Here is a 24,096-nt window from a genome sequence, read left to right on the forward strand (position 1 = left end):
GGGAGAGTGATGAACAAGGAATCCAGCCGCGGCGTCCAGATCCCCCGGATCACCGATGCCCGCACGGCGCACACCGATGAGATGCGCGCACGCATGATCAAGTATTCGGTGTCCATGGGCATCCGCATCGTCTGCCTTGGCCTGCTGTTTGTTGTCCACGGATGGCTGCTCTGGGTGGTCATCGCGGGCGCCGTCGTGCTTCCGTATTTCGCCGTGATCATCGCCAATGCCGGCAGTGACACCCGCAACATGACGGCGTCGGATTCCCTGATCGACACCCTGCCTCCACCCCAGCTTGAAGCGCCCCGTCCGCAGGAACCCGATGATTCCCCGGAGACCGCACTGCTGCACGGCGAGGTCATAGACGATGACCCCGCCGAGGACCACCACGATGATAAGGCACCACCCACAGCATGAACCTTCTTGACCAGCTAGCCCGGGGAACCGGCGCCCCGCAGCCCGGATCCGGCCCGATGGGTCCGGAGCCCGACGAGCCCGCCGTCTGTTCACGCAAGGGCTGCCGCGCCGAAGCCGCCTGGCGGCTGCTGTGGAACAACCCGCGGATCCACACCCCGGAACGCCGGAAGACCTGGCTGGCCTGCGGCAAACACCGCGGCTGGCTCGAAGAGTACCTGCAGACACGCGATCTCTGGAAGGAAACGCTTCCGCTGGCCGGAACGTCATCGCCGGCGGACAGCGGAAGCGGGAACGCGTAAATGTACCGGTTCCTTCTCTCCGGCCGCTGGCTGGGCTGGCTTGCCCTGGTCTGCGCGCTCTCAGCCATCTGCGTGATGCTGGGCTCATGGCAGATGGACCGCCGGGACGCCATCCGCGAGGACATCGGCAATGTGGTCAACAACTACGACGCCGATCCGGTCCCCTTCGAGGAGGCCGCCGGACTGTTCGACTCCTATGACCCGTCCAGGGAATGGACGCCGGTTGAGATGACCGGTGTTTACGACACGCAGAACCAGCGCATCGTCCGCAACCGTCCGCTCAGCGGGCGTGCCGGCTACGAAGTGGTTGTCCCGCTGAAGCTCTCCGACGGCACCGCCGTGGTCATCAACCGCGGCTGGCTGCCCATCGGCAACGACGAGGCGGGGCGCCCTGACACCGTTCCGGCCGCACCCTCCGGCGAGGTCACCGTCGTCGCGCGTATCAAACCGGCTGAACCCGCCCTGGACCGCGGGGCCCCGGAGGGTCAACTGGCCTCCATCGACCTGGCCCGGTACCAGGACGAGGTGGGCTACGAGCTGGTGCAGGGTGCCTATGGCCTGATGGCCACAGAAGATCCGGCCCCTGCTGAGGTACCGGAAGCGGCGCCGAAGCCGTCAGTGGATGAAGGCCCGCACCTGTCCTATGCCATGCAGTGGTACGCCTTCGGCTTCATGCTGTTTGTGGGCCTGGGCTACGCTGCCCGCCAGGAGGCACTGAACCTGCGGTACGCCGATGAAGACGAGTATGAGGATGAGGACGACGACGAAATGATCGCCGCGCATCCCGCACCGAGCGAGCGGCGTCGTCCGCGCAGGCAGCGCGGCAGCACCCAGGAGAATGAAGAGGACGCACTCCTGGACGCCCAGGGCTACTAGCCCGGCCGGCCCGTGGTCCCGCCCTCCCCCGGAGCGTCAGGGCCGGCTGCTGACCCGCTGCACATATTCAGCCATGCCGGGGACCGTGAACGCCACCTGGCCCAGGGACGGTGCGTAGATGATGCCCTTGCGGATCAGGGAGCCGCGCGTCATCGTCATGGAGGTCATCTTCTTCCCTGCCCGGGCTGCGAGGGTGGCGGTTCCGGACCCGGCGGCACCATCCATTGCCATCAGGCGCAGGAACTCGCGTTCGGCCTTTGTGGCCCGGCGCCATCGCATGGGGAAAAAGCCCTGGTCCAGCTGGGCCCGCCCGATCTCGACGGCTACCCGGGCATCTGCGGCCGTGATCAGTTCCCGGGGTGCCGATTCCCAGGCGGCGGAACCGTATTCCTGCAGGAAGTAGGGGTATCCCCCGGCTGCATTCAGGAGCAGATCCAGGGCTTCGGGCTCATAGGACACCCCCAGCTCACGGGCCGGAGCGGCCAGTGCGGTGCCGGCATCTTCCCGGTCAAGGGCGCCCACCCGGCGATAGGTGAACAGCCCTTCGGCATAACGCTGCGACTGGTTGAGCGTGGCGGGGAGGTTCGGCAGCCCGGCTGCAACCAGATAGAACGGCCAGTCCCGCTGCCCGGCCTGGTGCTGCGCGCCGAGCAGCGCCGAGAGCAGTGCGGGGTCCAGGTTCTGCATCTCATCCACCACGATGATCAGCGCCGACCGGCGTTCGGCCAGGGCCAGGGAGATATCCTCCACCGTCTCTTCGAGGTCGACGGCGAACTCCCCCGAATCACCCCGCCCGTGCCGGGATCCAACACCCACGTCGATGCCGCCGACCTGCAGGCCGTCGGCGAAGGACGTGATGGTTCCCAGGGCGGCAGCAAGAGCCGGGGTGTTTCCCTGCGAGTGTGCCTTGCGGCCGGCCTGCAGCAGCCCCCGTGCCAGCTTGGCCCGGACGGCCTTGGGCCCACCCCCGGCATCCCGGCCTTCCAGCGAGACCACGAGGAAGCCGGCATCCTCGGCACGGCGCCGGAAGTCGTTGAGCAGCACGGTCTTACCCACTCCATGGAGGCCATGCAGGACAATCCCCCGGTCCGTGCGGCCGGCTGCGGCCCGCGAAACCAGGAGGTCAAAATCATTCATCAAGGCTGTTCTGCCGCTTAATTCGAAGGGCTTGCGGCCTGCGCCTGGTGAGTACGGGTTGGTGGCACTGTGCATACCCCCCATCCTAGCGCTATATCCAGAAAGTTGGATATTGGTTGATAAAGAGGGATATGAATTGGAAGGGGTAGAACGCAGTTTCGGGAGAATCCATAAGATCCGGGGAGTACCGCCCACGTGACCTGCGGGTATGCGGCGAGTCCCGATCCGCGTAAATGCAGGGGACAGAACGCGTGCACCTTACCCGTGCGCTCCCCTCCCCGCCCCTCCTAGCCTGATTTCCATTGGCCAGGAGTCGGAGGGAGTCCTGGAAACAAGGGAGCCAATTTGACGTACCACTCGCCAGGCCGCGGAAACCGGATCTCCCGGACGGCAGGACAGAACCGCCAGTCGCAGGGAACCGGCACCCGCTCACCGGCGTTGCTGGCCGGTCTCGTGCTGGTCCTGGTGCTGGGCCTGTTCAGCGCCGTCAATCCCGGCAATGCCGCCGACAGGCCCGAAGCCGTCAACCTGGTTCAGAATCCGGGGCTGGAGGAAGGCGCCGACCTCCCCCACTGCTTCTCACGCTCCGGCTGGGGCTCGAAAGGAGCCTGGGCTGTGGCGGCAGGGCGCGGCGGCGGACGGGCCGCATCGGTCAGCATCGCGGAGTATGTCAGCGGTGACCGAAAGCTGCTGCAGACCGAAAGCCCCGACTGCGCTCCGGCCGTGACCGCGGGCACCGGCTACGAGATGGAAATCTGGTACCAGTCGGACGTCCCGGTGACCCTGACGGCCTTTGTGCACGGGACCTCAGGGTGGAGCTACTGGGGTGATCTGCAGACCTTCCCTGCTTCCAGCGGCTGGTCAGCCGCCAGGAAACAAACCCCGGTGGTACCTCCCGGCACCACCATGATGTCCTTTGGGCTCGCACTGGCGGGCAGCGGCACCCTGACCACCGACGACTACTCCCTCCGGGCCGCCGCCCCGCCCCAGGAGACCGGACCCCCCGGGCCGGCCGGAGTCCTCAATCCGAACCTCTCCGCCGGATCCGGACCGCTTCCGGAGTGCTTCGTCTCCGCAGGCTGGGGGGAGAACACCGTGTCCGGTTCCCTGACAGACGACGTCCCCGCCGGGTCCGCGCCAGGCACCCGCGCATTCGAACTGGTGATGTCCAACCACATCTCGGGGGATGCCAAACTCATTCCATCCGAAGCCCCGGGGTGCGCCCCTTCCGTCACTGGAAACGGGCCCTGGGACCTCAGTATTGATTATCTCTCCACCACCGCTTCTGCCTCCTTCACCGTTTTTGTGCACACCCCGGCCGGTTGGCAGTACTGGACGGACCTGGCTGTCCTGCCGGCTGCACCCGGCTGGACGACGGCAAAGGCCCGCCTCGAGAAGGTTCCGGCAGGAACCGACCGGGTCTCCTTCGGCATCGCCCTCTTCGGAACGGGCACCCTCAAGACCACCAACTACGCCCTGCTGCCCGCTCCCCCGGACCCCCTTCCTGAACCAGTGGACCCGGGACAGCCGGAGCTCACCGGTTCCTGGGAGGTACTGGAATCCGAGCTCCCCATCAGGGCCGTCCACACCACACTGCTGCATGACGGCCGGCTGCTGCTCATCGCAGGATCGGGCAATGACGGCAACCTCTTTGCCGCCGGGGAATTCCGCGCCGTCCTGTGGGACGCCGCCACCGGAGAATTCACCGAGGTGCCGGTCCCGTATGACATGTTCTGCGCCGGGCATGTCACGCTGCCCGACGGGAAGGTCCTGCTGGCCGGAGGAACTCAGGAGTACCCCGGCGCCCAGGACGGCCCCACCACCTTTGAAGGATCAAAGCAGAGCTACTACTTCGATCCGGCCGACGATTCCTTTCACCGCCTCCCGGACATGGCCGGCGCCCACTGGTATCCCAGCCTGACCAAGCTCGGCAGCGGCGATGTCTGGTCCGCCGGCGGACTTAACGAAAAAGCGGAGGGGACAGTCCTCACCGAAATGTTCGACTACTCGTCCATGAGCTGGCTGCCACAGGCAGCAGTTCCGCAGACGTGGAGCTTCTGGGGCACCTATCCGCACATGTTCCTGCTCGACGACGGCACCATGTTCTACACCGGGGGCCACACCTTCGGCAGCGGACTGCCGGGGACGGGAGCCTCCATCTACAACTGGCAGACCGCCCGGATGTGGGACGTTCCCGGCCTGCGGCAAAAGGACCTCCGGGACCAGGCTGGATCCGTGTTCATAGGACCTGTCCAGGACCAGCGGCTGATGATCGTCGGCGGCGGCAATACCGAGACGAACGAACCCGCCATCAGCCTGGTGGATATCGTCGACCTGAACTCCCCGACACCCTCCTACTCCCCCGGCCCTGACCTCCCCGGCCCCGGGAAGGCCTACGTCAATCTGGTCAACCTTCCGGACCGGACCGTCCTCGCATCCAATGGGGCCCGCCACAACCGGGCGTCCGACGTGCTCACGGCCGCCCTCTACGATCCGGCAGACAACCAGTGGCAGAGTGTGCCGGCTGATCCGGTCGCGAGGAATTACCACTCAACCGCCATCCTCCTTCCGGACGGCCGCGTCGCGGTCCTGGGGTCAAACCCACTGGATAATTCCTTTGAATTCCGGATCTCCGTCTACAGCCCGCCCTACATGGCGGCTGACCGGCCCCGGATCCTTGAGGCACCAAAGCGCGCCGGCTACGGCGAGAGCTTCACCGTGCAGGTGGACGGCGAAGCCACTGCCGCCTCGCTGATGTCCCCCATGTCCGCCACGCACCAGACCGACACAAACGCCCGCCTGATCGATCTGCCGATCTCGGGAACCGGGAACACCTACACGGTGCAGGTTCCAGAGAACCGAAACCTGGTTCCCCCCGGGCCGTACATGTTCACCGTGCTCGACGGCGCCGGAGTCCCCAGCACAGCCCGATGGGTGTGGATCTCGTGAGGGACCAACAACGGCATGCTGTGATCGCTGCCCTGCTGGCACTAACGATCCTGCTGGCGGTATCAACCCTTTGGGGCGGCGCTGCCGCAGAACCCGCAGGAGGCCGGGACAGTGGCGGCGCCGCGAAAAGCTCCGATCATGCCCACCCGGGGCCGGCGGCCCCTGGTTCTGATGCCGGCACTGCGGCTGTGTCCGCAGCCCCAGCCTCCTCGCCGGAGGAAGCGCCCCACGGCATCGTCTCCGGGATAGGGCAGGGGGAATCGGCAGGTGCTCCGGGGAGAACCCGCCACCTGCACCTTGCCGAGGCGGCAGGGCAGCAACCGGCGCACGGGGTTCCGCGCGGAAAGCTGGGTCCTGCCGGGGCTGACCGGACGGCAGGGCTGTCCGAACGGGGTGCTTCGCCCGCCCGGGGCGACCCGGGAAGCGGTACGGCACCCAACACGGGCGGCTGCCTTCCGGAGTACGGAGCCGCCGGGCAGTGCCTTCCCGTGGTTCCGCCCAGCCTGGCGAGCCATCTTGCGCAGATGAAAGCAGCCGGATTAGACCCCTCGTCCATGCCCCATCACTGGTCATGCGCGGAGGTCCGCAACTACTTCCCCGACGGCCTGCCCGTGCGGATTCCGGGAACCGACCCGCAACACCTCGATGCCACCGCCGACGGCATTGCCTGCGGAACAGGCGACTGACCCCCGCCACCCCCTTTCATGCCCACCGCCGGCGGACCGCACCGCACCGGCCGATGCCACGCACCTTCGCCCTTCCTTTGCACCCAGACCAGGAGCCCAGCATGCTCACCTTCATCCTCTCGATCCTCATCGTGCTTATTTCCCTTGCCCTCTTTGGCATCGCCGCCTCAACCCTGCGGCTGAACACCTACGCCTGGTGGGATCCCAAGACCCAGCAGCGGACCTTTTACGGCGCCCTGCACCCGGCCGAAACCCTGTCCTTTTCGCTGATCATGCCGTGCCGGGACGAACAGGAACCGGTCATGCAGGCCACGCTCGAAGCGCTGCTTGCGCAGTCTCACCGCCGGAAGGAAATCATCATCTCGGTGGGCCACGATGACGCCGCCACCGTAGCGATTGCCGAAAAGCTCGCAGCCGAATACCCGGACAGCGTGCGGGTGAGCATCGACTCCGGAGCGACCAAGAACAAACCGCTGCAGCTGAATACGGCGCTGTCGATGTGCAGCAACGAGATTGTGGGAGTTTTCGACGCCGAGTCCATCGCGGCACCGGGGCTGCTCCGCAATATCGACAGCTGCTTTGTGACCCGGAATGCGGATGTGGTCCAGGGCGCGGTGCAGCTCGTGAACTTCCGCGATACCTGGTATTCGCTGCGCAACTGCCTGGAGTACTTCACATGGTTCCGGTCCCGCCTGCATGCGCAGGCAGACCGGGGGTTCATTCCCCTCGGCGGGAACACCGTCTTCGTCCGGCGGGACCTGCTGGAGGAGGTGGGCGGCTGGGACCCGAGCTGCCTGGCGGAGGACTGCGACCTCGGCGTCCGGCTCTCCACCCTCGGCCACGAAATCGTCGTCGCCTATTCCGCCGATCTGGTGACCCGGGAGGAAACACCGGACTCACTGCGCAACCTCATCCGGCAGCGCACGCGGTGGTCGCTGGGCTTTATGCAGGTCCTCGCCAAAGGCGACTGGAAAAACCTGCCCACCCGGCGCCGCCGCCTCCTGGGCTGGTGGACCCTGATGCAACAGCACTTCATGGCCTTTGCCGGCTTGGTGATTCCGCTGGCCATCGCGGCCGCCATCTGGGGCAATTTCCCGCTGGTGGTGACCCTGGCAGCCTTTGCACCGCTGATTCCCACGCTGGCCACCATAGCCTTCGACGCCTGCATGCTGCATGAGTTCGGCCGGGACCACAAATACCGGATTACCGCGTACGACTATTTCCGGCTCGTCGCAGGCACACCGTTTTACCAAATGGTGCTCGCCATCGCAGCCCTCCGCGCGCTGGGCAAGTTTTGGCTCGGCGACTTCCGCTGGGAAAAGACAGCGCATTCCGGAGCCCATCTCGCATCGGTCCAGGCGACCCACCGGTTGGTGGAGGCATGAGCACCGTCACCACCCCTGCAACAGCGCATGAAGAGCAGGTTCGGCGCATTCCCACGCTGCCGCCGGCCCGGCGCAAGGCATTGCGCCGCGAAATAAGGCTGGACCGTTACGCGCTGGCCGCCCTGGGTGTCCTGGCCACCGTCCTGAGCCTATGGAACCTGAATGGTTCCCCGTCCTATTCCGAGGACGGCGGGACGTATACCGCCCAGGCATTCAGCGTGCTGGAAGGCAGCCTGGCACCCTATACCTACTGGTACGACCATCCGCCTCTGGGATGGATCCAACTCGGCGCCCTGGCCTGGATCCCCTACAATCTCGGTTTCGGCGACGGAACCTTCATTGGTGCAACCCGGTATGTCATCACGGTGTATTTTGTGGCGACGGCGCTGCTGGTGTTCCTGCTTGCCCGACGGTTCCGGGTCCGCCGGCCCCTGGCTGCCCTGGCCGTCGTCATCCTGGTCCTGTCTCCCCTGTCGCTAACCCTGGGCCGCCAGGTCCACCTCGACAACATCGGCGCTCCGTGGCTGCTCCTGGCGTTCTATCTGGCCCTTTCGCCGAGGAAGGCCCTGTGGCACCACGTTGCCGCCGGAGCATTTTTCGCCATCGCGGTGCTGTCCAAGGAAACCCTTGCCATCTTCGGTCCGGCGCTGCTGGTGGCCATGCTCAACCGGCGGTCCTGGTCCAACCGGAGCTTCTCCGTTGCCGGCTTCCTCGTCGTGGGCGGACTGATCCTGAGTTTCTACCCGCTGATGGCACTGCTGCGGGGCGAACTGACGGCCGGACCTGACCACGTGTCGCTGCAGGAGGCGCTGGAATACCAGTTCTTCGCGCGGTCCGGTTCCGGCTACATCTGGGAAGCAGGCTCTGACCGGGCCGAGCTCCTCAACGGCTGGCTGTACTTCGACCGCTACATCATCGCGGCCGGGTGCGTGGCAGCGGTGGTGTGCCTGTTCCGGCGCCGGACGCTCTGGGTGGCGGTGGCCATCCTCTCCTTCGCTATCCCGGTGTTCATCGGCCAGGGCTATCTGCCGGCTATGTACATCGTAGGGGTCCTGCCCTATCTAGTCCTGGCCCTGGGCGGCGCGCTCAATATGCTCTGGGACCAGGTTGAAAAGTCTGCCGCGGCAGGACCGCCGGGCCTGAAACCGGTGGTCCGCGCAACAGCCGCTGCCGTGATTGCCTCCGGCGTTGCGCTCATGTCCGTACCCCAGTGGTTTGAGCAGGACCGCACCCTGCTGACGAGCCAAGCCAACGACGAGTGGCGCAGCACCTTGACCTGGGTCCAGGAGAACGTGCCGCGCCAGGACACGGTGCTGACCCCGTACTCCATGTGGCAGGACCTGAATTCCGCCGGCTGGGATGACCCGTGGACGATGATCGTCACGGAAAAGGCTGACCTGGACAGCCGGTTTGCGGTCGAACACCCCGAAGGCTGGCAGGCCATCGACTGGATCATCGTCGGGCCGATCGTGCGGTCGAACGTCGAAATCCTCGGCCTCACTACCGTCGGGCAGGCTTTGGAGAACGCCGAACCCGTGGCCGGTTTCGGCGAATGGAGCGTGTACAGGGTCCAGGACGTGCCGGCAGCGGCTGGAACCTGAGTCCGGCCGCCCCGGGCTCTAGGCCAGTGTCACCAGATCGAGGTAGTCCTCGTTCCAGTGGTCCTCGTCGCCGTCCGGCAGGAGGACCACGCGCTCCGGGTTCAGCGCCGCCACTGCTCCCTCATCGTGGCTCACCATGACCACTGCCCCGGAGTAGCTGCTCAGGGCACCCAGGATCTCCGCGCGGGAGGCGGGGTCAAGGTTGTTGGTGGGCTCATCCAGGAGCAGGACGTTGGCCGATGACGCCACAATGGTCGCCAGGGCCAGGCGGGTCTTCTCTCCACCGGAGAGCACCCCCGCCTTCTTCTCGACGTCGTCGCCGCTGAACATGAACGAACCCAGGACGCTGCGGACCTCGGCATCATCCATGTCCGGTGCGGACGAGCGCATGTTCTCCAGGACGGTGCGCTCGGTGTCGAGCGTTTCATGCTCCTGGGCGTAGTAGCCGACCTTCAGCCCGTGGCCCGGGATGATCCGTCCGGTGTCCGGCTTGTCCACGCCGGCCAGCATGCGCAGGAGGGTGGTCTTTCCGGCACCGTTCAGGCCCAGGATGACCACCTTGGAACCGCGGTCGATGGCCAGGTCCACGTCGGTGAAGATCTCCAGCGAGCCGTAGCTCTTGCTGAGGCCTTCGGCCATCATGGGGGTCTTGCCGCAGGGCGCCGGATCCGGGAAGCGCAGGGCTGCAACGCGGTCGCTGGCACGCACGGCGTCCAGGCCGCCCATGAGCCGGTCCACGCGCTTGAGCATGCTCTGCGCGGCGGAGGCGCCGGAGGCGCGGGCCTTCATCTTGTTGGCCTGGGCCAGCAGGATGCCGGCCTTCTTCTCGGTGTTGGCGCGCTCACGCTTGCGGGCACGCTCATCGGTCTCGCGCTGGATCTTGTAGCGCTTCCAGTCCATGTTGTAGATGTCGATCGTGGCGCGGTTCGCGTCAAGGGAGAAGACCTTGTTGACCGTGGCTTCGAGCAGCTCGGTGTCGTGGCTGATCACGATCAGGCCGCCGGTGTGGTTCTTCAGGAACTCACGCAGCCAGGCGATCGAGTCGGCGTCAAGGTGGTTGGTGGGCTCATCGAGGAGCATGGTCTGGGCATCCGAGTACAGGATCCGGGCCAGCTCCACGCGGCGGCGCTGGCCACCGGAGAGGGTGCTCAGGGGCTGGTTCAGCAGGCGGTCCGGCAGAGCCAGGTTCGCGGTGATGGTTGCGGCTTCGGATTCCGCGGCGTACCCGCCGGCGGACAGGAATTCTGCCTCCAGGCGGTCGTAGCGGTTCATGGCCTTCTGCGAGATCTTCGGGTCCTCGCTGGCCATTTCGTCCTGGCACTTCTTCAGCTCGGCGGAGACCTTGTCCAGGCCGCGGGCAGAGAGGATCCGGTCCCGCCCCAGCTGCTCCATGTCCGGCGTCCGGGGATCCTGCGGGAGGTAGCCGATTTCGCCGACACGCTTCACGTGCCCGCTGGCCGGCAGGGCTTCTCCGGCCAGGACCTTGGTCAGAGTGGTTTTGCCCGCGCCGTTGCGACCCACCAATCCAATCTTGTCGCCTTTGTCTACACGGAATGAGACCGCTTCCATGAGCAAACGTGCGCCGGCACGGAGCTCGAGATTAGATACGGAAATCACTCAGTGGACCTTTCGAGGGGGTGGGGGAAACAAAACCTGAACTGCAATGGCAGCCTTTCAAGTCTACCGTCCCGCACGGATTTGTAGAAAACCTCCAAAGGATTTACAGTCCGGCGCCGCTACTGTCGAAAGCAGCACAGCCCGCACCGGCCCTCAGTGGCAGGCAGGGCCGCCGCGAAGCCTCCGGGGGTGATTTCCATCACTCTCATAGAACTCCCACCAAGCGAGCCCCGATGAGCACTTTCCCCGCTCCCCCGGCGTCCTCCCGCCACCGCGACACCGGACACCGCAGCCGGTGGACCCCGGCCGACCTGGCCATGATTGCCGTTTTCGCGGCCCTGATAGCCGCCTTTTCACTGCTGCCGGGCGTGCCGCTGGGGGCCGGCGTGCCCATCACCCTGCAGACGTTCGCCGTGATGCTCACCGGCATCCTCCTGGGTCCGTCGCGGGGTACCGCAGCAGTGGGGCTGTATCTGCTGGCCGGACTGGCGGGCCTGCCGGTCTTCAGCGGTTTCCGCAGCGGCCTGGGTGTCCTGGCCGGACCGTCGGCCGGCTACCTGCTGGCCTTCCTCCCTGCCGCGTTCGCGGTGGGGCTGCTGGCCCGGGCGGTGCTGCGGCACGCCCCGGCGCGCCGGCGGCGTGCCCGGTTCCTGCTGCTGTTCGCCGCAGCGATGACGGTCAGCTTCCTGGTGGTGCATCCGCTGGGGATCGGCGGGATGATGCTCAACGCACGGCTCGACTTCCGCGCCGCCCTCACCGCCGACATGGTCTTCTGGCCCGGCGACCTGCTCAAGAACCTGCTGGCGGCAGCCGTGGCCGTCACCGTGTTGAAGGCCTTTCCCCGGCTGGCAGCGAAACGCCGCTGATGCCCCGGATCTCGCTGCACAATGCGTCGGTGCTGTCTTCGGAGGTCCCGGCCGTGCCGATCCTGCATCCGCTGTCCCTGGAACTTACCGAGGACCGGATCGCGGTGATCGGCGCCAACGGATCAGGCAAGTCCACTTTCCTGAGGCTGCTCAACGGCCTGGCTCGTCCCGACAGCGGGACAGTCACCGTTGACGGGCTGGACACCGCACGGCACGGAAACAAGGTCCGCCGCCGGGTGGGGTTTGTCTTCACCGATCCGCTCTCCCAGCTGGTCATGCCCACCGGGCGCGACGACGTCGAACTCTCCCTGCGCGCTTCCCTGCCCCGGCGCGGTGAGCGGCGGGCCGCCGCTGAAGCCCGGCTGGAGGCGATGGGCCTGCTGGCACTGGCCGACCGCAGTATTTACGACCTGTCCGGCGGGGAACGGCAGCTGATGGCGCTGGCCTCGGTGCTGGCCGTTGATCCCCTGGTCCTCGTCGCCGACGAGCCCAGCACACTCCTGGATCTGCGCAACACCGCCCGGTTGCGGAAAATCTTCGCCGAGCTCCCGCAGCAGGTGATCTATACGACGCACGACCTCGACTTCGCCGCGGATGCCGCGCGGGTACTGGTGATCGACGGCGGCAGGATTGTGTACGACGGCGCCCCGGGGGCTGCGCTGGCTGCCTACCGCGCACTGGCGCTGGGTGTGCAGTGAACGCACACCTGCTCGGCGCCTACCGCCCGGGCACCTCACCGGTGCACCGGGCGCCGTTGTGGCTGAAGGCAGCCGCCGTCGTCGCGCTCTCGGTTGCCGTGCTGGCCAACCGGACCCTGCCGGGGCTGGCCGCCGCCGCCGCGCTGCTCTGCCTTGCCTACGCTGCGGCGCGGCTGCTGCGCGAGCTCTGGCAGCCGTTGAAACTGATGTGGCCGGTGCTGGCACTGCTGGCAGCGTTCCAGGCCTGGACGAACGGGCCCGCCGCAGCCGTGCTGGTGTGCGGAAGCATCGTGGCCTGCGTGGCTGCCGCCCGGCTGCTGACGCTGACTACTCCTGCACAGGACCTGCTGGACGGGCTGGTGGCACTGGTGCGGCCGCTGCGGTTCCTGGGCGCCGACCCGGAGCGGTTCGGGCTGACCCTTGCCCTGATGATGCGCAGCATTCCGTACCTGCTGGGATCCGCCCGGGACGTGAGGCAGTCCGCCATGGCCCGCGGCCTGGAACGCAACCCACGGGCATTGACCGTTCCAGTGGTCATCAAGGCGGTGGCGTACGCGCAGCAGACCGGAGACGCGCTGGCCGCCCGCGGCATCGGTGAACCCGCCGACACGGCGTAACGTCAGCCTGCTGAGCGTCGGGGATAATCGGAACCATGAGTTTTAACGAAAATGCACGGCTGGATTCCTCCCGGGTCAGCGACCGGCGCGGCAAGGGCAAAGGGATTGCCGTGGGCGGCGGACTCGGCGGCGGCCTGATCCTGATCCTGTCGCTGATCTTCGGAACGGATGTGATGGACGGCCTCGGATTGAGCGACGGCGGCCCCGCCGGCACCGGGGCGGGAACCTCGCAGAGCATCTCCGAGTGCCTCGATGGAGCCGACGCAAACGAGCGCCTGGACTGCCGGATCGTCGGCACCGCACAAAGCCTCGACAGCTTCTGGGCTCCGGCCCTGGCCACCGAGGGGCTGACCTATACCGAGCCCGGGGTCACCCTGTTCACCGGCCGCGTCGACACCGGCTGCGGAGCGGCAACCAGCGCAGTGGGCCCGTTCTACTGCCCGGCCGACGAGCAGACCTACTATGACACCGCGTTCTTCGACGAACTGGTGGCGCAGTACGGTGCCTCCGGCGGTCCGCTGGCTCAGGAGTACGTGGTGGCCCACGAATTCGGGCACCATGTCCAGAACCTCACCGGTGTCCTCGGCGCCTCCGCGCAGGATCCGCGCGGTGCTGATTCTGCGGCGGTCCGCACGGAACTGCAGGCCGACTGCTATGCCGGAATGTGGGCCGGAGCTGCGGCCCACATTCCGGCACCCGGCAGCGCCGAACCTTTCCTCGCGGAGCTGACGGCCACCGATGTGCAGGACGCATTATCAGCCGCGTCCGCCATTGGTGACGACCGGATCCAGTCCATGGCCACCGGCCAGGTGAACCCCGAAAGCTGGACCCACGGCTCCGGGGACCAGCGGCAGGCATGGTTCATGCAGGGCTACACCAACAACGATGGCGGCCTCGGCGTCTGCGATACCTTCAGCGCGGCCGATCTGGGCAGCCCCGGCGCCTAGCCTCCCCCAGGACGCAGGCGGGCCCGACCGGCTACGAGGCAGCCCCGACGTTCACTTCGGTGAAATCCCGGCAAAGCAGCCAGCTATCTGCCTCACGCCGCCACGACTCCATCAGCAGCGCGCGTCCGGTGACGTCTCCGCCGGTCCGGTAGGTCATTTCGTAGCAGACCACCGCCTCCCCGGCACCGCGCGGGGCAACAGTCCGAAATGCAGCATGGACGGTGGCCCCGCGCATGCCCGAGACCGCCTCCCGGAATCCCTGCCGAGCCGACGCACCGTCAAAGGGGACGGCGGCGGCCGCTTCCTGCCCCAGCCAGCCGTGGTAATCCGGCGCCAGGAAGGCCTCAATAGGGCCGGCATCCCCCGATGCCATCGCCTCGTTCCAGGCATCCAGATACTGTTCGTGAAAATCCGCGGAGTTTTCCATGCCGCACACGCTACATCCCCCGGCCGCCATAACAGTCAGGCACGCACGAAGGGCCGCTCCCCCGTGTCGGGGAAGCGGCCCTTCGGTGTTTGTCCGTCTGGACGCGTTTGTCCGTTAGGAAGCGCCTGTCCGTTAGGACGCGGCAGTCAGCACCGGAGGCTAGATGTTGAAGCCCAGCGCGCGCATCTGGTCGCGGCCGTCGTCAGTGATCTTCTCCGGACCCCACGGCGGCATCCAGACCCAGCTCAGGCGCCAGTCGTCGACGACGCCGTCCAGGGCCTGGCCAACCTGCTCTTCGAGCACATCGGTCAGCGGGCAGGCGGCAGTGGTCAGCGTCATGTCGATCAGCAGCGCGCCGTCCTCGGCGTACCGCAGGCCGTAGAGCAGACCCAGGTCCACAACGTTCACGCCCAGCTCGGGGTCGATGACGTCCTTCAAGGCCTCTTCGACGTCCTCCAGGGACGTCTGGGCCAGATTCGACTCACTCATCATCTGCTCCTTGGCAGTTGTAGCGGACAGGGTTAAGCCTAGGCCTTCAGGGCGTTGGCGGTAGCCGTGGCGGCCGTGGCGTTGGCGCCGGTGAAGCGGTCGTAGCCTTCTTCTTCGAGGCGGTCGGCCAGCTCGGGGCCGCCCTGCTCGGCGATGCGGCCATCAACGAACACGTGCACGAAATCCGGCTTGATGTAGCGCAGGATCCGCGTGTAGTGCGTGATGAGCAGGGTGCCCATCTCGCCCTTGGAGTGTTCGCGGTTCACGCCTTCGGAGACAACCTTCAGGGCATCGACGTCGAGGCCGGAGTCGGTCTCGTCGAGGATGGCGAACTTCGGGCGGAAGAGCTCGAGCTGGAGGATCTCCACGCGCTTCTTCTCACCGCCGGAGAAGCCTTCGTTGACGTTGCGCGAGGCAAAGTCGGCGTCGATGCGCAGCTGGGACATGGCCGCCTTGACGTCCTTGGTCCAGTGGCGCAGCGAGGGGGCTTCGCCATCGAGCGCGGTCTTGGCGGTGCGCAGGAAGTTGGTCATGGTCACACCGGGAACCTCGACCGGGTACTGCATGGCCAGGAACAGGCCGGCGCGGGCGCGGGCGTCCACGCTCATTTCCAGGACGTCTTCGCCGTCGAGCGTGATGGAGCCGCTGTCGACGATGTAGCGCGGGTGTCCGGCGATGGTGGAGGCCAGCGTGGACTTGCCGGAGCCATTGGGGCCCATGATGGCGTGGGTCTCACCGGTATTGATGGTCAGGCTGACGCCCTTCAGGATCTGCTTTTTGACATCCTGGTCGGTCAAAATGCTGACGTGAAGATCTTTGATCTCAAGAGTAGACATACGAGTTACGCTTTCTCCTTTGCACGCTCTGGTGCGTATTTAAGCTTCAAAAAGTGTGGGTGCGCCGGTTCCCCGGGAGCCGCGTGGCCCCCGGGGAACGCCGGCTAGCTTTCGACTGCTGCGAGCTCGCGCTCGACGGCCTCGGTGAGCCGTTCTTCCAGTGCCGGAACCTTGATCTGCTGGATGATCTCATTGAGGAATCCTCGGACCACCAGGCGGCGGGCAACATCCTCGGGGATGCCGCGGGCCATCAGGTAGAACAGGTGCTCATCGTCGAACCGGCCGGTGGCGCTGGCATGGCCGGCGCCCTCGATCAGTCCGGTTTCGATCTCCAGGTTCGGCACCGAGTCGGCGCGGCCGCCGTCGGTCAGGAGCAGGTTGCGGTTGACCTCGTATGTGTCGGTGCCTTCTGCTTCCTTGCGGATCAGGACGTCACCCACCCAGACGGTGTGCGCATCGCGGCCCTGCAGGGCGCCCTTGTACATGACGCGGGACTTGCAGTTCGGGACCGCGTGGTCCACGAACAGGCGCTGTTCCAGGTGCTGCCCGGCGTCGGCGTAGTACAGGCCGAACATCTGCACGTCGCCGCCAACAGCGGTGAAGCGCGACGACGGCGTGATCCGCACCAGGTCTCCGCCGAGGCTGACCACTACGTGCTTGAACTTCGCGTCGCGGCCAAGCTTGGCGTACTGGGCGGAGGCGTGAACGGCGTCGTCGTCCCAGTCCTGGACCGAGACAACGGTCAGTTCAGCGCCGTCGCCGACAACGATTTCCACGTTCTGGGACAGCGTGGCCGAGCCCTTGTGGTCCAGGACCACCACTGCCTTGGAGAACTTCTCCGCGGTGATCACGATGTGCTGCGCCGCGGGATCCTTGCCGGCACCGGTCATGGTCAGCGTGGTGCTGCCCTCGACGACGGTTTCGGCCGGGATGGTGACAACGGTGGCCTCGGTAAAGGCTTCCCAGGCGGCAGCTGCCACCAGGTCCTCCGGGATACCGGCGGTGCCGATGCGGGCATCGGTGCGCGCCACGTTTTCCACGCGGACGCCCTCGGGTGCCACAACGGCAACCCCGGGGGCGGTGCCGGTCAATTCAGCGGTATGCAGGCCGCGAAGGCGCTTGAGCGGGGTGAACCGCCAGTCTTCTTCACGTCCGGTCAGTTTGCCGAAGTCGCCGCGGCTGTAGGAGGTCAGGCGTCCGGCGCGTGAGCTGTCCGGAATGCCTGCCCCTGCGCCGTGGCTGTGGGACTTGCTGCTGTCGCCGCCGAGGACTGCGGAGGATTCGTTCAGCGGAGAGAGGTTCTCGCCCTCTTCGGTGAAACCGTCAATCCGAATGCGGCTGTCCCCGGAGGGGGCACCGATCCTGGCTTTGACGCCCTCTACGGTTTTGCTGACCTGTTCGGTCACGGTTTCGACGACGTCGTTAAGCTTCGACATTAACCGACGGCTCCTTCCATCTGGAGTTCGATGAGGCGGTTGAGTTCAAGGGCGTATTCCATCGGCAGCTCGCGGGCGATCGGCTCGATGAAGCCGCGCACGATCATTGCCATTGCCTCGTCCTCGGGCAGGCCGCGGGACATGAGGTAGAACAGCTGCTCTTCGCTCACGCGCGACACGGTGGCCTCGTGGCCCATGGTGACGTCATCCTCGCGGATGTCCACGTACGGGTACGTGTCCGAACGGGAGATGGTGTCCACCAGCAGGGCGTCGCAGCGCACGGTGTTGGCCGAGTGCTTGGCGCCTTCACGGACCTGGACCAGGCCGCGGTAGGCAGCACGTCCGCCGCCGCGGGCCACGGACTTGGAGATGATGGAGCTCTTGGTGTTGGGGGCAATGTGGACCATCTTGGATCCGGTGTCCTGGTGCTGGCCTTCGCCGGCGAAGGCGATGGACAGCGTTTCACCCTTGGCGTGCTCGCCGACCAGGTAGACGGCCGGGTACTTCATGGTGACCTTGGAACCGATGTTGCCGTCGATCCACTCCATGGTGGCGCCTTCGTGTGCAATGGCCCGCTTGGTGACCAGGTTGTACACGTTGTTGGACCAGTTCTGGATGGTCGTGTAGCGGACGCGGGCGCCCTTCTTCACGATGATCTCCACCACAGCGGAGTGCAGCGAGTCCGAGGTGTAGATCGGCGCGGTGCAGCCTTCGATGTAGTGGACGTAGGAGTCCTCGTCGGCAATGATCAGCGTGCGCTCAAACTGCCCCATGTTTTCCGTGTTGATGCGGAAGTAGGCCTGCAGCGGGATGTCCACGTGGACGCCCTTGGGGACGTAGACGAAGGAGCCGCCGGACCAGACAGCGGTGTTCAGCGAACCGAACTTGTTGTCGCCCACCGGAATGACGGTGCCGAAGTACTCCTGGAACATCTCCGGGTGTTCCTTCAGCGCGGTGTCGGTGTCCAGGAAGATGACGCCCTGGCGCTCCAGGTCCTCGCGGAGCTGGTGGTAGACAACCTCGGACTCGTACTGCGCCGCGACACCGGAAACCAGGCGTCCGCGCTCTGCTTCGGGAATGCCGAGCTTCTCGTACGTGTTGCGGATGTCCTCGGGCAGGTCTTCCCAGGTGTTGGCCTGCTTCTCCGTGGAACGCACAAAGTACTTGATGTTGTCGAAGTCGATGCCGGAGAGGTCTGCACCCCAGGTAGGCATGGGCTTGCGGTCGAAGTACTTCAGGCCCTTCAGGCGAAGGTCCAGCATCCACTGGGGTTCGTTCTTTTTCGCCGAGATGTCCCGGACGACTTCCTCGCTGAGGCCGCGGCGCGCGTTGGAGCCGGCGACGTCGGAGTCAGCCCATCCGTACTCGTACGTGCCGATGCCCTCAAGTTCAGGGTTCTTCTCCAGGATGTCTGAAATCACAGACTCCGGCACCGCTGAGGGTGCCGTTGGCTTCTGGGTTGCTTGATCCGTCATCACGGCCTTTCTTGCTGATGAATGGATGTGGACTGGGTGGTTTCGGCGTGCACTGGAACGTGCGCCGCAGACCGTGTTCGACCCACGGGTATGTGGGTCGTACATACGTGACCGCCGCGGGACAACGTGGACAGTCTACGGACGTCCACATCCAGCAGGCGGGCAAAAACTTCGGTTTCCTTGTCGCAGAAGACCGTGTAGGCGCTGGCAAGACCCTGGATGGGGCAGTGCCCCTGGCACAGCTGCACGCTCAGCAGGGTGCTGGGCTTCTTGGCCGTGCCGATCATGGTGGTGGATCCCACGAATCCATCCTTGGTCAGCTCGGCCGCAAGGGCCTGTGCCTTGTCGGCGATGTCCGGTCCTGCCGCTTCGACGGCCGGACGGTACTTCTCTTCCATCCGGGCAAAACGGTCGGCGGCGAACTGTTCGATGGCTTCGGGACCCGCGGCCAGTCCGAGCTGGCGCAGGGCTTCCGTTGCGATATCCAGGTAGTCGTTGCCCAGATAGGCCTGCCCCTGAGGGCTCAGGACGTATCTGCGCGCCGGGCGGCCTGCGCCCGACGACGGATTGCTGACCCGCTTGACCTCGATCAGGCCCTTCGCAGACAACGCGTCGAGGTGCCGGCGGACGGCGGCGGGGGTGAAACCCAGACGCTCGCCAAGTTCAGCTGCGCTGACCGGGCCGTGCTCCAGCACCGCACCCAGGACACGGTCCCGGGTGCGTTCCTCCGCTTCGCGGACTGCTGCCGGCTTGGCCACTGCCTCCGGCTCAGAGTTGCTCATAGAATACACAACACAAGCATGACCTAATCTGTTCCCACGTGCCACTAAGGACAGGCTTCCCACTGCCACGCTGCGCTGCGGGCGGTGTCCGCAGCGGCATCCGCTGCGGTCCTCCGGCCGGGGTTCGGGGGTGCGGCAGCCAGTACTACCTAACGTAGAATATGACGGTGCCTAACGACGAACCCTGCCTGACCATTAAAGGCCTGATTAAGGACTGCGGTCCGGTAGCCGGTCTCGACGGCAAAATGATCCGGGTGCTCGCCGGCGTGGACTTCACTGCCCGCCGCGGCGCCGTCACTGCCCTGCTCGGCGCCAACGGCGCCGGGAAGACCACCACCCTGGAATGCGCACAGGGCCTGCAATCCATCAACGGGGGCGAAGTGCGGCTGCTGGGCCAGGACCCCTACGGTGCCGGCGCCGACCTGCGCAGCCGGGTAGGCGTGATGCTGCAGGACGGCGGCCTTCCCCCGTCCGCGCGCCCCGTCCCGCTGCTGCACCACATCGCCTCGATGTATGCCGATCCCCGGCCCGTGGATGAACTGGTGTCCCGGCTGGGAATCGGCAGCTTTGCGAATTCGAACATCCGCCGGCTCTCCGGCGGCCAAAAGCAGCGCCTGGCCATGGCGGCCGCGCTGATCGGACGCCCCGAGGTCCTGTTCCTGGACGAGCCAAGCGCCGGCCTGGACCCGCAGTCCCGGCAGATTGTCTTTGACCTGATCTCGGAACTGCGGGCCGAGGGACTGGGCATCATCCTGACCACCCACCTGATGGACGATGCACAGAAGCTCGCCGACTACGTCTACATCATCGACGCCGGCAAGACCATTGCGCAGGGCACCGTCGCCGAGCTGACGGCACAGACCGGCGACGTGGCCGACCAGCGGCTGATCACCTTCGACGCGGCGCCGGGACTGGACCTGGCCGCCGTCGGGCTCCCCCACCTCAAGGCGGACGAGCGGGTCCCGGGCCACTACACCCTCCGCGGCGCCGTGACACCGGCCGACATTGCCGCCCTCGCCGCGTGGTGGGCAGCGATGGACCTGCTTCCCACCGCAATCCACATGGCCTCGCGTTCCCTCGAGGACGTTTTCCTTGACCTTTCCGGAAGGGAAATCCGATGAGTGCCCCCGCCTCCCTGCCCGTGCGCATCCTGAACCAGGGCCGCTACGAGGCGATCACCATGCTCCGCAACGGAGAACAGCTGATCCTGGCCGTCTTCCTGCCGCTGATGGCGCTGGTGGCACTGTGCGTGACGCCGATCCTCGACGGCTACGGCAGCAGCCGGGTCGACATGGCAACCCCGGGGATCCTGGCACTCTGCGCCATGTCCACCGCCTTTACCGGACAGGGCATCGCCACCGGATTTGACCGGCGCTACGGTGTCCTGAGGTTCCTCTCCACCACTCCCCTGGGCAAGGCCGGGCTGATCGCCGGCAAGGGCATCGCCGTCGTCGCCGTCCTGGCAATCCAAGTTGTCGTCGTCAGCATCGTGGCCGCCTTCTTCGGCTGGCAGCCGTCCTGGACCGGCATTCCGCTGGGCCTGGTTTCGCTGCTGCTCGGCGCCGCCGCGTTCACCGCACTGGGACTGCTCGTAGCCGGCACCGCCCGGCCTGAGGCCACACTGGCCGTGACCAACCTGCTGTGGATCCTCCTGGCAGCTCTCGGCGGTATCATCATTCCGGCGGGAAACCTGCCGGAATTGATGCAGCCCTTCGTGGAGATCCTGCCCTCGGCCGCACTGGGTGAAGCCATGCGGTCGGCGCTGATTGATGCAGCATTCAATATCCCCGCCACGCTGATCCTGCTGGCGTGGACAGTCCTGGGCGGCCTCGCGGCCGTCCGCTGGTTCAAATGGAGTTAGATTCCGTGTCCCCAACATCCGCCGGCACGCCGGTTAGTTCCTCCCCCGCACCCGGCACGCCGGCGGCACGCAAGACGGTGCGCTCCCTGGCGGTCGCCTCGCTGGCGGCCAACATCGCCATTGTCGTCACCGGCGGCGCCGTCCGACTGACTGCGTCCGGCCTGGGCTGCCCGGAGTGGCCGCTGTGCACCCCGGACTCGCTCACCACCACACCGGAGATGGGCCTGCACGGCGTCATCGAGTTCGGGAACCGGATGCTGACCTTCGTGCTGGCAGCCATCGCCTTCGCCATGGTCTTCAGCGTCTGGAAGGACCGTGCCGCGCGCCCGGACCTGTTCCGGCTTTCGGTCATCCTGCTCGCCGGGATTCCCGCCCAGGCCCTCCTCGGCGGCATCACCGTCTGGACCGGGCTGAACCCCTGGATCGTCGGCGGGCACTTCATCCTGTCCATGGTGCTCATTGTCCTGGCCACCGTCCTGGTCAACCGGGCCTGGCTCACCCCGGCGCAGCTGGTTGCCATGAACGGGCCGCTGGCCGGCCGGACCCTGCGGCCGCTGCTTGGCGCGCTGGGCGTGCTTTCAGCCCTGTCAGTGGTACTCGGCGTCATCGTCACCGGCTCCGGCCCGCATGCCGGGGACCATGGTGCGGCCCGCAACGGGCTGTCCCCGGACCTGATGACCCGGCTCCACGTGGTTCCGGTCTACCTGCTGGTCTTTGCCCTGATCGTGTCCCTGTACCTGGTGCACCGGCACACCACGGACGGCCGGCTGCGCCGCTCCCTGCTGCTGCTGACCGCTGTCGTCCTGATCCAGGCAGTCATTGGATACACGCAGCACTTCCTGCACCTGCCGATCATCCTGGTGGGCCTGCACATGCTTGGCGCCTCACTGCTCACCGCTGCTGCCGCCCATGTGGTCTATACCGGCTTCGCCCGCCGCGTGCCCGGCGTGGATCCCGTCGACGCGACGTCCTCGGAGACTGTGCAGTCCCGGAGTGCCGGCCGCCGGTAAGCCCGGGCGTTTTCGGGGGCTGCCACCAAGGTCCAGGGCCGGATTCCTTCGGGAATCCGGCCCTTTTGCGTTCCACCCCAGTGTGGGGCTAATGCCGGAAAGGCCGACGGATACCGGCATCGTCCCGACACTCGGCGGGCCGGCAGGGCATCACCCCGACACTCGACCTTCCGAGCGCCGCGAGTGTGGAGCTAATGACGTTCTGCTTCGCCCACTGGGTCCCACTCGTCGTCCACCTCCGTGACGGCTTGTGATACCTTGTCCCCGCGCCACCGAGCGCCGAGAGTGCAGTTATGGAGATTGCGGCCCGCTGATAGTCGCCACACATGTACTCTCGCGGTCCGGGGAGGGGTCCTTTCCGGCGTTATGTGCACTCTCGGCGTCGAGTGTGCAGCTAATGCCGTTCTGCTTCGCCGAGTGTGGAGCCAATCCCGGAAAGGCCGAGGGATACCGGCATCGTCCCGACACTCGGCGGGCCGGCGAAGGCGTCACGCCGACACTCGGCGGGCCGGCAGGGCCTGACCTCAACACTCGACCTTTCCAAGGCCGCCCGGCCCAAGGCAGCCCAGCCCTCCCGGACAGCAAAAAAGGACCGGAGCCTGCTCCGGTCCTTCATCACTTCACCAGCTGCTAGAGCAGCGGGCCGCCCACAAACGGATCGATCGCCAGGGCCAGGAACAGCACGGTGAGGTAGCTGATCGAACCATGGAAGACCTTCATGGCCGTCTTGTCGGTGAGGTTCTCATGCTGGGCCCGGTTGTGCAGCCGGTGCGTTTCGGCCAGGAACCAGACACCGCTGAGCACGGCAGCCACGGTGTATACCCAGCCGGCGCCGCCCACGGGGACCAGCAGCAGCGAGCAGGCCACGGTGGCGTAGGCGTAAAGGACAACCTGGACGGAGACCAGCTTGGCCCCGGCCACGGCGCCGAGCATCGGCACCGACGCATTGCGGTAGTCCTCGCCGTACTTCATGGACAGCGGCCAGTAATGCGGCGGCGTCCACAGGAAGATGATCATGAAGAGGATGACGGCCGGCCATTCCACCGAGTTGGTGACTGCGGCCCACGCGATCAGCGCCGGCATGCAGCCTGCGGCTCCGCCCCAGACAATGTTCTGGGTGGTGCGGCGCTTGAGGATCAGGGTGTAGAGGACCACGTACAGCAGGATGGCACCCACGCCCAGGAGTCCGGTGAGCGGGTTGGCGCCGAACCACAGCAGGGCGATGGAAATGATGCCCAGGACCCAGGCGAACACCATGGCCTCGCGCGGAGTCACCTCGCCGGTGACCAGCGGACGGTTCTTGGTCCGCTTCATCAGCTTGTCCATGTCGCGGTCGATATAGCAGTTGAACGCACCTGCGCTGCCGGCTGCGAGGGCACCGCCGATCATGGTGAAGACCACCAGCCAGAGATCCGGAAGGCCACCCTGGGCGAAGATCATTGTGGGCAGCGTGGTCACCAGCAGCAGTTCAATGACCCGGGGTTTGGTCAGTGCCACATAAGCACGGAGCTTACGGCCTGCCGTCATCTTGCCGGTCTGCACCGGAAGGTCGGCGGGGGCTTGCTGCGTTGTCACGGGGCGATCACATCATCCATTCTGGGCCGGAAAAGTCCACCATCATCATAGCCTCTATCGGCTGTAGAAAACGAAGCCCTGCGTTGCCCTGCCCGCAGGCCGCATATCTG

The 24,096-nt window shown here is 66.2% G+C and carries 23 protein-coding genes; 14 read left to right on the forward strand and 9 right to left on the reverse strand.

The genetic code is table 11. From position 1 onward, the window contains the following. Positions 1-9: 9 nt before the first annotated feature. From KKR91_RS09215 to KKR91_RS09225, 3 genes are read left to right on the forward strand one after another with little or no spacing between them, the layout of a single operon-like run. Positions 10-417 (forward strand): DUF3099 domain-containing protein, encoded by a 408-nt coding sequence (locus KKR91_RS09215; protein ID WP_237687332.1) that lies wholly within the window; start codon positions 10-12, stop codon positions 415-417. Further along, the gene (locus KKR91_RS09220) at positions 414-716 is read left to right on the forward strand and encodes a hypothetical protein (protein WP_420481383.1); all 303 of its coding nucleotides are present in this window, start codon (positions 414-416) and stop codon (positions 714-716) included. Before KKR91_RS09215 ends, KKR91_RS09220 begins: the two co-directional genes overlap by 4 nt. After that, a complete protein-coding gene (locus KKR91_RS09225; protein ID WP_210228886.1) occupies positions 717-1,592 on the forward strand; it encodes an SURF1 family cytochrome oxidase biogenesis protein in 876 nt (291 codons plus the stop codon). It abuts the gene before it with no gap. A 36-nt stretch (positions 1,593-1,628) separates the two neighbouring features. Here the strand turns inward: KKR91_RS09225 and KKR91_RS09230 are convergent, their stop codons facing one another. Continuing rightward, positions 1,629-2,813 (reverse strand): ATP-binding protein, encoded by a 1,185-nt coding sequence (locus tag KKR91_RS09230; protein WP_337925334.1) that lies wholly within the window; start codon positions 2,811-2,813, stop codon positions 1,629-1,631. Positions 2,814-3,074: 261 nt separating this feature from the next. On the opposite strand from KKR91_RS09230, the gene KKR91_RS09235 reads away from it, so the two are divergent. The 4 genes from KKR91_RS09235 to KKR91_RS09250 all read left to right on the forward strand — a co-directional run bounded on the left by KKR91_RS09235 (position 3,075) and on the right by KKR91_RS09250 (position 9,350). Then, positions 3,075-5,678: a galactose oxidase early set domain-containing protein gene (locus KKR91_RS09235; RefSeq protein WP_237687334.1), complete on the forward strand. Its 2,604-nt coding sequence runs from the start codon at positions 3,075-3,077 to the stop codon at positions 5,676-5,678. Positions 5,679-5,866: 188 nt separating this feature from the next. Then, positions 5,867-6,364 (forward strand): hypothetical protein, encoded by a 498-nt coding sequence (locus tag KKR91_RS09240; protein WP_210228889.1) that lies wholly within the window; start codon positions 5,867-5,869, stop codon positions 6,362-6,364. 101 nt (positions 6,365-6,465) lie between these two features. Beyond that, positions 6,466-7,749, forward strand: a complete 1,284-nt coding sequence (locus KKR91_RS09245) for a glycosyltransferase family 2 protein (RefSeq protein WP_210228891.1) — start codon at positions 6,466-6,468, stop codon at positions 7,747-7,749. Continuing rightward, positions 7,746-9,350 carry an ArnT family glycosyltransferase gene (locus KKR91_RS09250; RefSeq protein ID WP_210228892.1) on the forward strand — a complete coding sequence of 535 codons (1,605 nt, stop codon included), beginning with the start codon at positions 7,746-7,748 and terminating at the stop codon, positions 9,348-9,350. The genes KKR91_RS09245 and KKR91_RS09250 overlap by 4 nt, the downstream gene beginning before the upstream one ends. An 18-nt stretch (positions 9,351-9,368) precedes the next feature. On the opposite strand, the gene KKR91_RS09255 is transcribed toward KKR91_RS09250, so the two are convergent. Continuing rightward, positions 9,369-10,967, reverse strand: a complete 1,599-nt coding sequence (locus KKR91_RS09255; protein WP_210228895.1) for an ABC-F family ATP-binding cassette domain-containing protein — start codon at positions 10,965-10,967, stop codon at positions 9,369-9,371. 233 nt (positions 10,968-11,200) lie between these two features. On the opposite strand from KKR91_RS09255, the gene KKR91_RS09260 reads away from it, so the two are divergent. The 4 genes from KKR91_RS09260 to ypfJ are packed head-to-tail and all read left to right on the forward strand — an operon-like array spanning position 11,201 to position 14,095. Further along, positions 11,201-11,833: a biotin transporter BioY gene (locus KKR91_RS09260; protein WP_210228896.1), complete on the forward strand. Its 633-nt coding sequence runs from the start codon at positions 11,201-11,203 to the stop codon at positions 11,831-11,833. Further along, positions 11,833-12,531, forward strand: coding sequence for an energy-coupling factor ABC transporter ATP-binding protein (locus tag KKR91_RS09265; RefSeq protein WP_210228899.1), 699 nt, complete (start codon positions 11,833-11,835; stop codon positions 12,529-12,531). The genes KKR91_RS09260 and KKR91_RS09265 overlap by 1 nt, the downstream gene beginning before the upstream one ends. Further along, positions 12,528-13,148 (forward strand): energy-coupling factor transporter transmembrane component T, encoded by a 621-nt coding sequence (locus tag KKR91_RS09270; RefSeq protein ID WP_210228901.1) that lies wholly within the window; start codon positions 12,528-12,530, stop codon positions 13,146-13,148. Before KKR91_RS09265 ends, KKR91_RS09270 begins: the two co-directional genes overlap by 4 nt. A gap of 35 nt (positions 13,149-13,183) precedes the next feature. After that, positions 13,184-14,095, forward strand: a complete 912-nt coding sequence (gene ypfJ, locus KKR91_RS09275; RefSeq protein ID WP_210228903.1) for a KPN_02809 family neutral zinc metallopeptidase — start codon at positions 13,184-13,186, stop codon at positions 14,093-14,095. Positions 14,096-14,126: 31 nt separating this feature from the next. Here the strand turns inward: ypfJ and KKR91_RS09280 are convergent, their stop codons facing one another. From KKR91_RS09280 to KKR91_RS09305, 6 genes are all read right to left on the reverse strand, one after another. Continuing rightward, on the reverse strand, positions 14,127-14,522 hold the full coding sequence (locus tag KKR91_RS09280) for a DUF4440 domain-containing protein (protein ID WP_210228906.1): 396 nt from the start codon (positions 14,520-14,522) through the stop codon (positions 14,127-14,129). Positions 14,523-14,681: 159 nt separating this feature from the next. Next, positions 14,682-15,011 carry a metal-sulfur cluster assembly factor gene (locus KKR91_RS09285; RefSeq protein ID WP_210228908.1) on the reverse strand — a complete coding sequence of 110 codons (330 nt, stop codon included), beginning with the start codon at positions 15,009-15,011 and terminating at the stop codon, positions 14,682-14,684. 38 nt (positions 15,012-15,049) lie between these two features. Continuing rightward, positions 15,050-15,847, reverse strand: coding sequence for a Fe-S cluster assembly ATPase SufC (gene sufC / locus KKR91_RS09290; RefSeq protein WP_210228910.1), 798 nt, complete (start codon positions 15,845-15,847; stop codon positions 15,050-15,052). 104 nt (positions 15,848-15,951) lie between these two features. After that, a complete protein-coding gene (gene sufD / locus KKR91_RS09295) occupies positions 15,952-17,283 on the reverse strand; it encodes a Fe-S cluster assembly protein SufD (RefSeq protein ID WP_210228912.1) in 1,332 nt (443 codons plus the stop codon). Then, positions 17,283-18,758 (reverse strand): Fe-S cluster assembly protein SufB, encoded by a 1,476-nt coding sequence (gene sufB / locus KKR91_RS09300; RefSeq protein ID WP_237687335.1) that lies wholly within the window; start codon positions 18,756-18,758, stop codon positions 17,283-17,285. Before sufB ends, sufD begins: the two co-directional genes overlap by 1 nt. Further along, entirely contained in the window at positions 18,758-19,540 is a 783-nt protein-coding gene (locus KKR91_RS09305; protein WP_210228914.1) for a helix-turn-helix transcriptional regulator, read from the reverse strand. The genes sufB and KKR91_RS09305 overlap by 1 nt, the downstream gene beginning before the upstream one ends. Before the next feature lie 161 nt (positions 19,541-19,701). Between KKR91_RS09305 and KKR91_RS09310 the strand changes: the two genes are divergently transcribed. Genes KKR91_RS09310 through KKR91_RS09320 form a run of 3 tightly spaced genes read left to right on the forward strand, consistent with a single transcriptional unit; the run spans position 19,702 to position 22,411 of the window. Continuing rightward, a complete protein-coding gene (locus tag KKR91_RS09310; protein WP_210228916.1) occupies positions 19,702-20,661 on the forward strand; it encodes an ABC transporter ATP-binding protein in 960 nt (319 codons plus the stop codon). Then, positions 20,658-21,401: an ABC transporter permease gene (locus KKR91_RS09315; RefSeq protein ID WP_210228918.1), complete on the forward strand. Its 744-nt coding sequence runs from the start codon at positions 20,658-20,660 to the stop codon at positions 21,399-21,401. Before KKR91_RS09310 ends, KKR91_RS09315 begins: the two co-directional genes overlap by 4 nt. 5 nt (positions 21,402-21,406) lie before the next feature. Further along, the gene (locus tag KKR91_RS09320; protein ID WP_237687336.1) at positions 21,407-22,411 is read left to right on the forward strand and encodes a COX15/CtaA family protein; all 1,005 of its coding nucleotides are present in this window, start codon (positions 21,407-21,409) and stop codon (positions 22,409-22,411) included. 630 nt (positions 22,412-23,041) lie between these two features. Here KKR91_RS09320 and KKR91_RS09325 read toward each other — a convergent pair. Beyond that, positions 23,042-23,938: a heme o synthase gene (locus KKR91_RS09325; protein ID WP_210229755.1), complete on the reverse strand. Its 897-nt coding sequence runs from the start codon at positions 23,936-23,938 to the stop codon at positions 23,042-23,044. Positions 23,939-24,096 lie beyond the last annotated feature (158 nt).

It is taken from the genome of Arthrobacter jiangjiafuii, from assembly GCF_018622995.1.
Lineage (GTDB): Bacteria > Actinomycetota > Actinomycetes > Actinomycetales > Micrococcaceae > Arthrobacter_B > Arthrobacter_B jiangjiafuii.

Bases quoted from the DNA above. Each gene is read 5' to 3' on its own strand.
- KKR91_RS09215 (WP_237687332.1), top strand. From the start codon at position 10: ATGAACAAGGAATCCAGCCGCGGCGTCCAGATCCCCCGGATCACCGAT.
- KKR91_RS09220 (WP_420481383.1), top strand. From the start codon at position 414: ATGAACCTTCTTGACCAGCTAGCCCGGGGAACCGGCGCCCCGCAGCCC.
- KKR91_RS09225 (WP_210228886.1), top strand. From the start codon at position 717: ATGTACCGGTTCCTTCTCTCCGGCCGCTGGCTGGGCTGGCTTGCCCTG.
- KKR91_RS09230 (WP_337925334.1), bottom strand. From the start codon at position 2,813: ATGGGGGGTATGCACAGTGCCACCAACCCGTACTCACCAGGCGCAGGC.
- KKR91_RS09245 (WP_210228891.1), top strand. From the start codon at position 6,466: ATGCTCACCTTCATCCTCTCGATCCTCATCGTGCTTATTTCCCTTGCC.
- KKR91_RS09250 (WP_210228892.1), top strand. From the start codon at position 7,746: ATGAGCACCGTCACCACCCCTGCAACAGCGCATGAAGAGCAGGTTCGG.
- KKR91_RS09260 (WP_210228896.1), top strand. From the start codon at position 11,201: ATGAGCACTTTCCCCGCTCCCCCGGCGTCCTCCCGCCACCGCGACACC.
- KKR91_RS09265 (WP_210228899.1), top strand. From the start codon at position 11,833: ATGCCCCGGATCTCGCTGCACAATGCGTCGGTGCTGTCTTCGGAGGTC.
- ypfJ (WP_210228903.1), top strand. From the start codon at position 13,184: ATGAGTTTTAACGAAAATGCACGGCTGGATTCCTCCCGGGTCAGCGAC.
- KKR91_RS09280 (WP_210228906.1), bottom strand. From the start codon at position 14,522: ATGGAAAACTCCGCGGATTTTCACGAACAGTATCTGGATGCCTGGAAC.
- KKR91_RS09285 (WP_210228908.1), bottom strand. From the start codon at position 15,011: ATGAGTGAGTCGAATCTGGCCCAGACGTCCCTGGAGGACGTCGAAGAG.
- sufC (WP_210228910.1), bottom strand. From the start codon at position 15,847: ATGTCTACTCTTGAGATCAAAGATCTTCACGTCAGCATTTTGACCGAC.
- sufD (WP_210228912.1), bottom strand. From the start codon at position 17,283: ATGTCGAAGCTTAACGACGTCGTCGAAACCGTGACCGAACAGGTCAGC.
- sufB (WP_237687335.1), bottom strand. From the start codon at position 18,758: ATGACGGATCAAGCAACCCAGAAGCCAACGGCACCCTCAGCGGTGCCG.
- KKR91_RS09305 (WP_210228914.1), bottom strand. From the start codon at position 19,540: ATGAGCAACTCTGAGCCGGAGGCAGTGGCCAAGCCGGCAGCAGTCCGC.
- KKR91_RS09310 (WP_210228916.1), top strand. From the start codon at position 19,702: ATGACGGTGCCTAACGACGAACCCTGCCTGACCATTAAAGGCCTGATT.
- KKR91_RS09315 (WP_210228918.1), top strand. From the start codon at position 20,658: ATGAGTGCCCCCGCCTCCCTGCCCGTGCGCATCCTGAACCAGGGCCGC.
- KKR91_RS09325 (WP_210229755.1), bottom strand. From the start codon at position 23,938: ATGACGGCAGGCCGTAAGCTCCGTGCTTATGTGGCACTGACCAAACCC.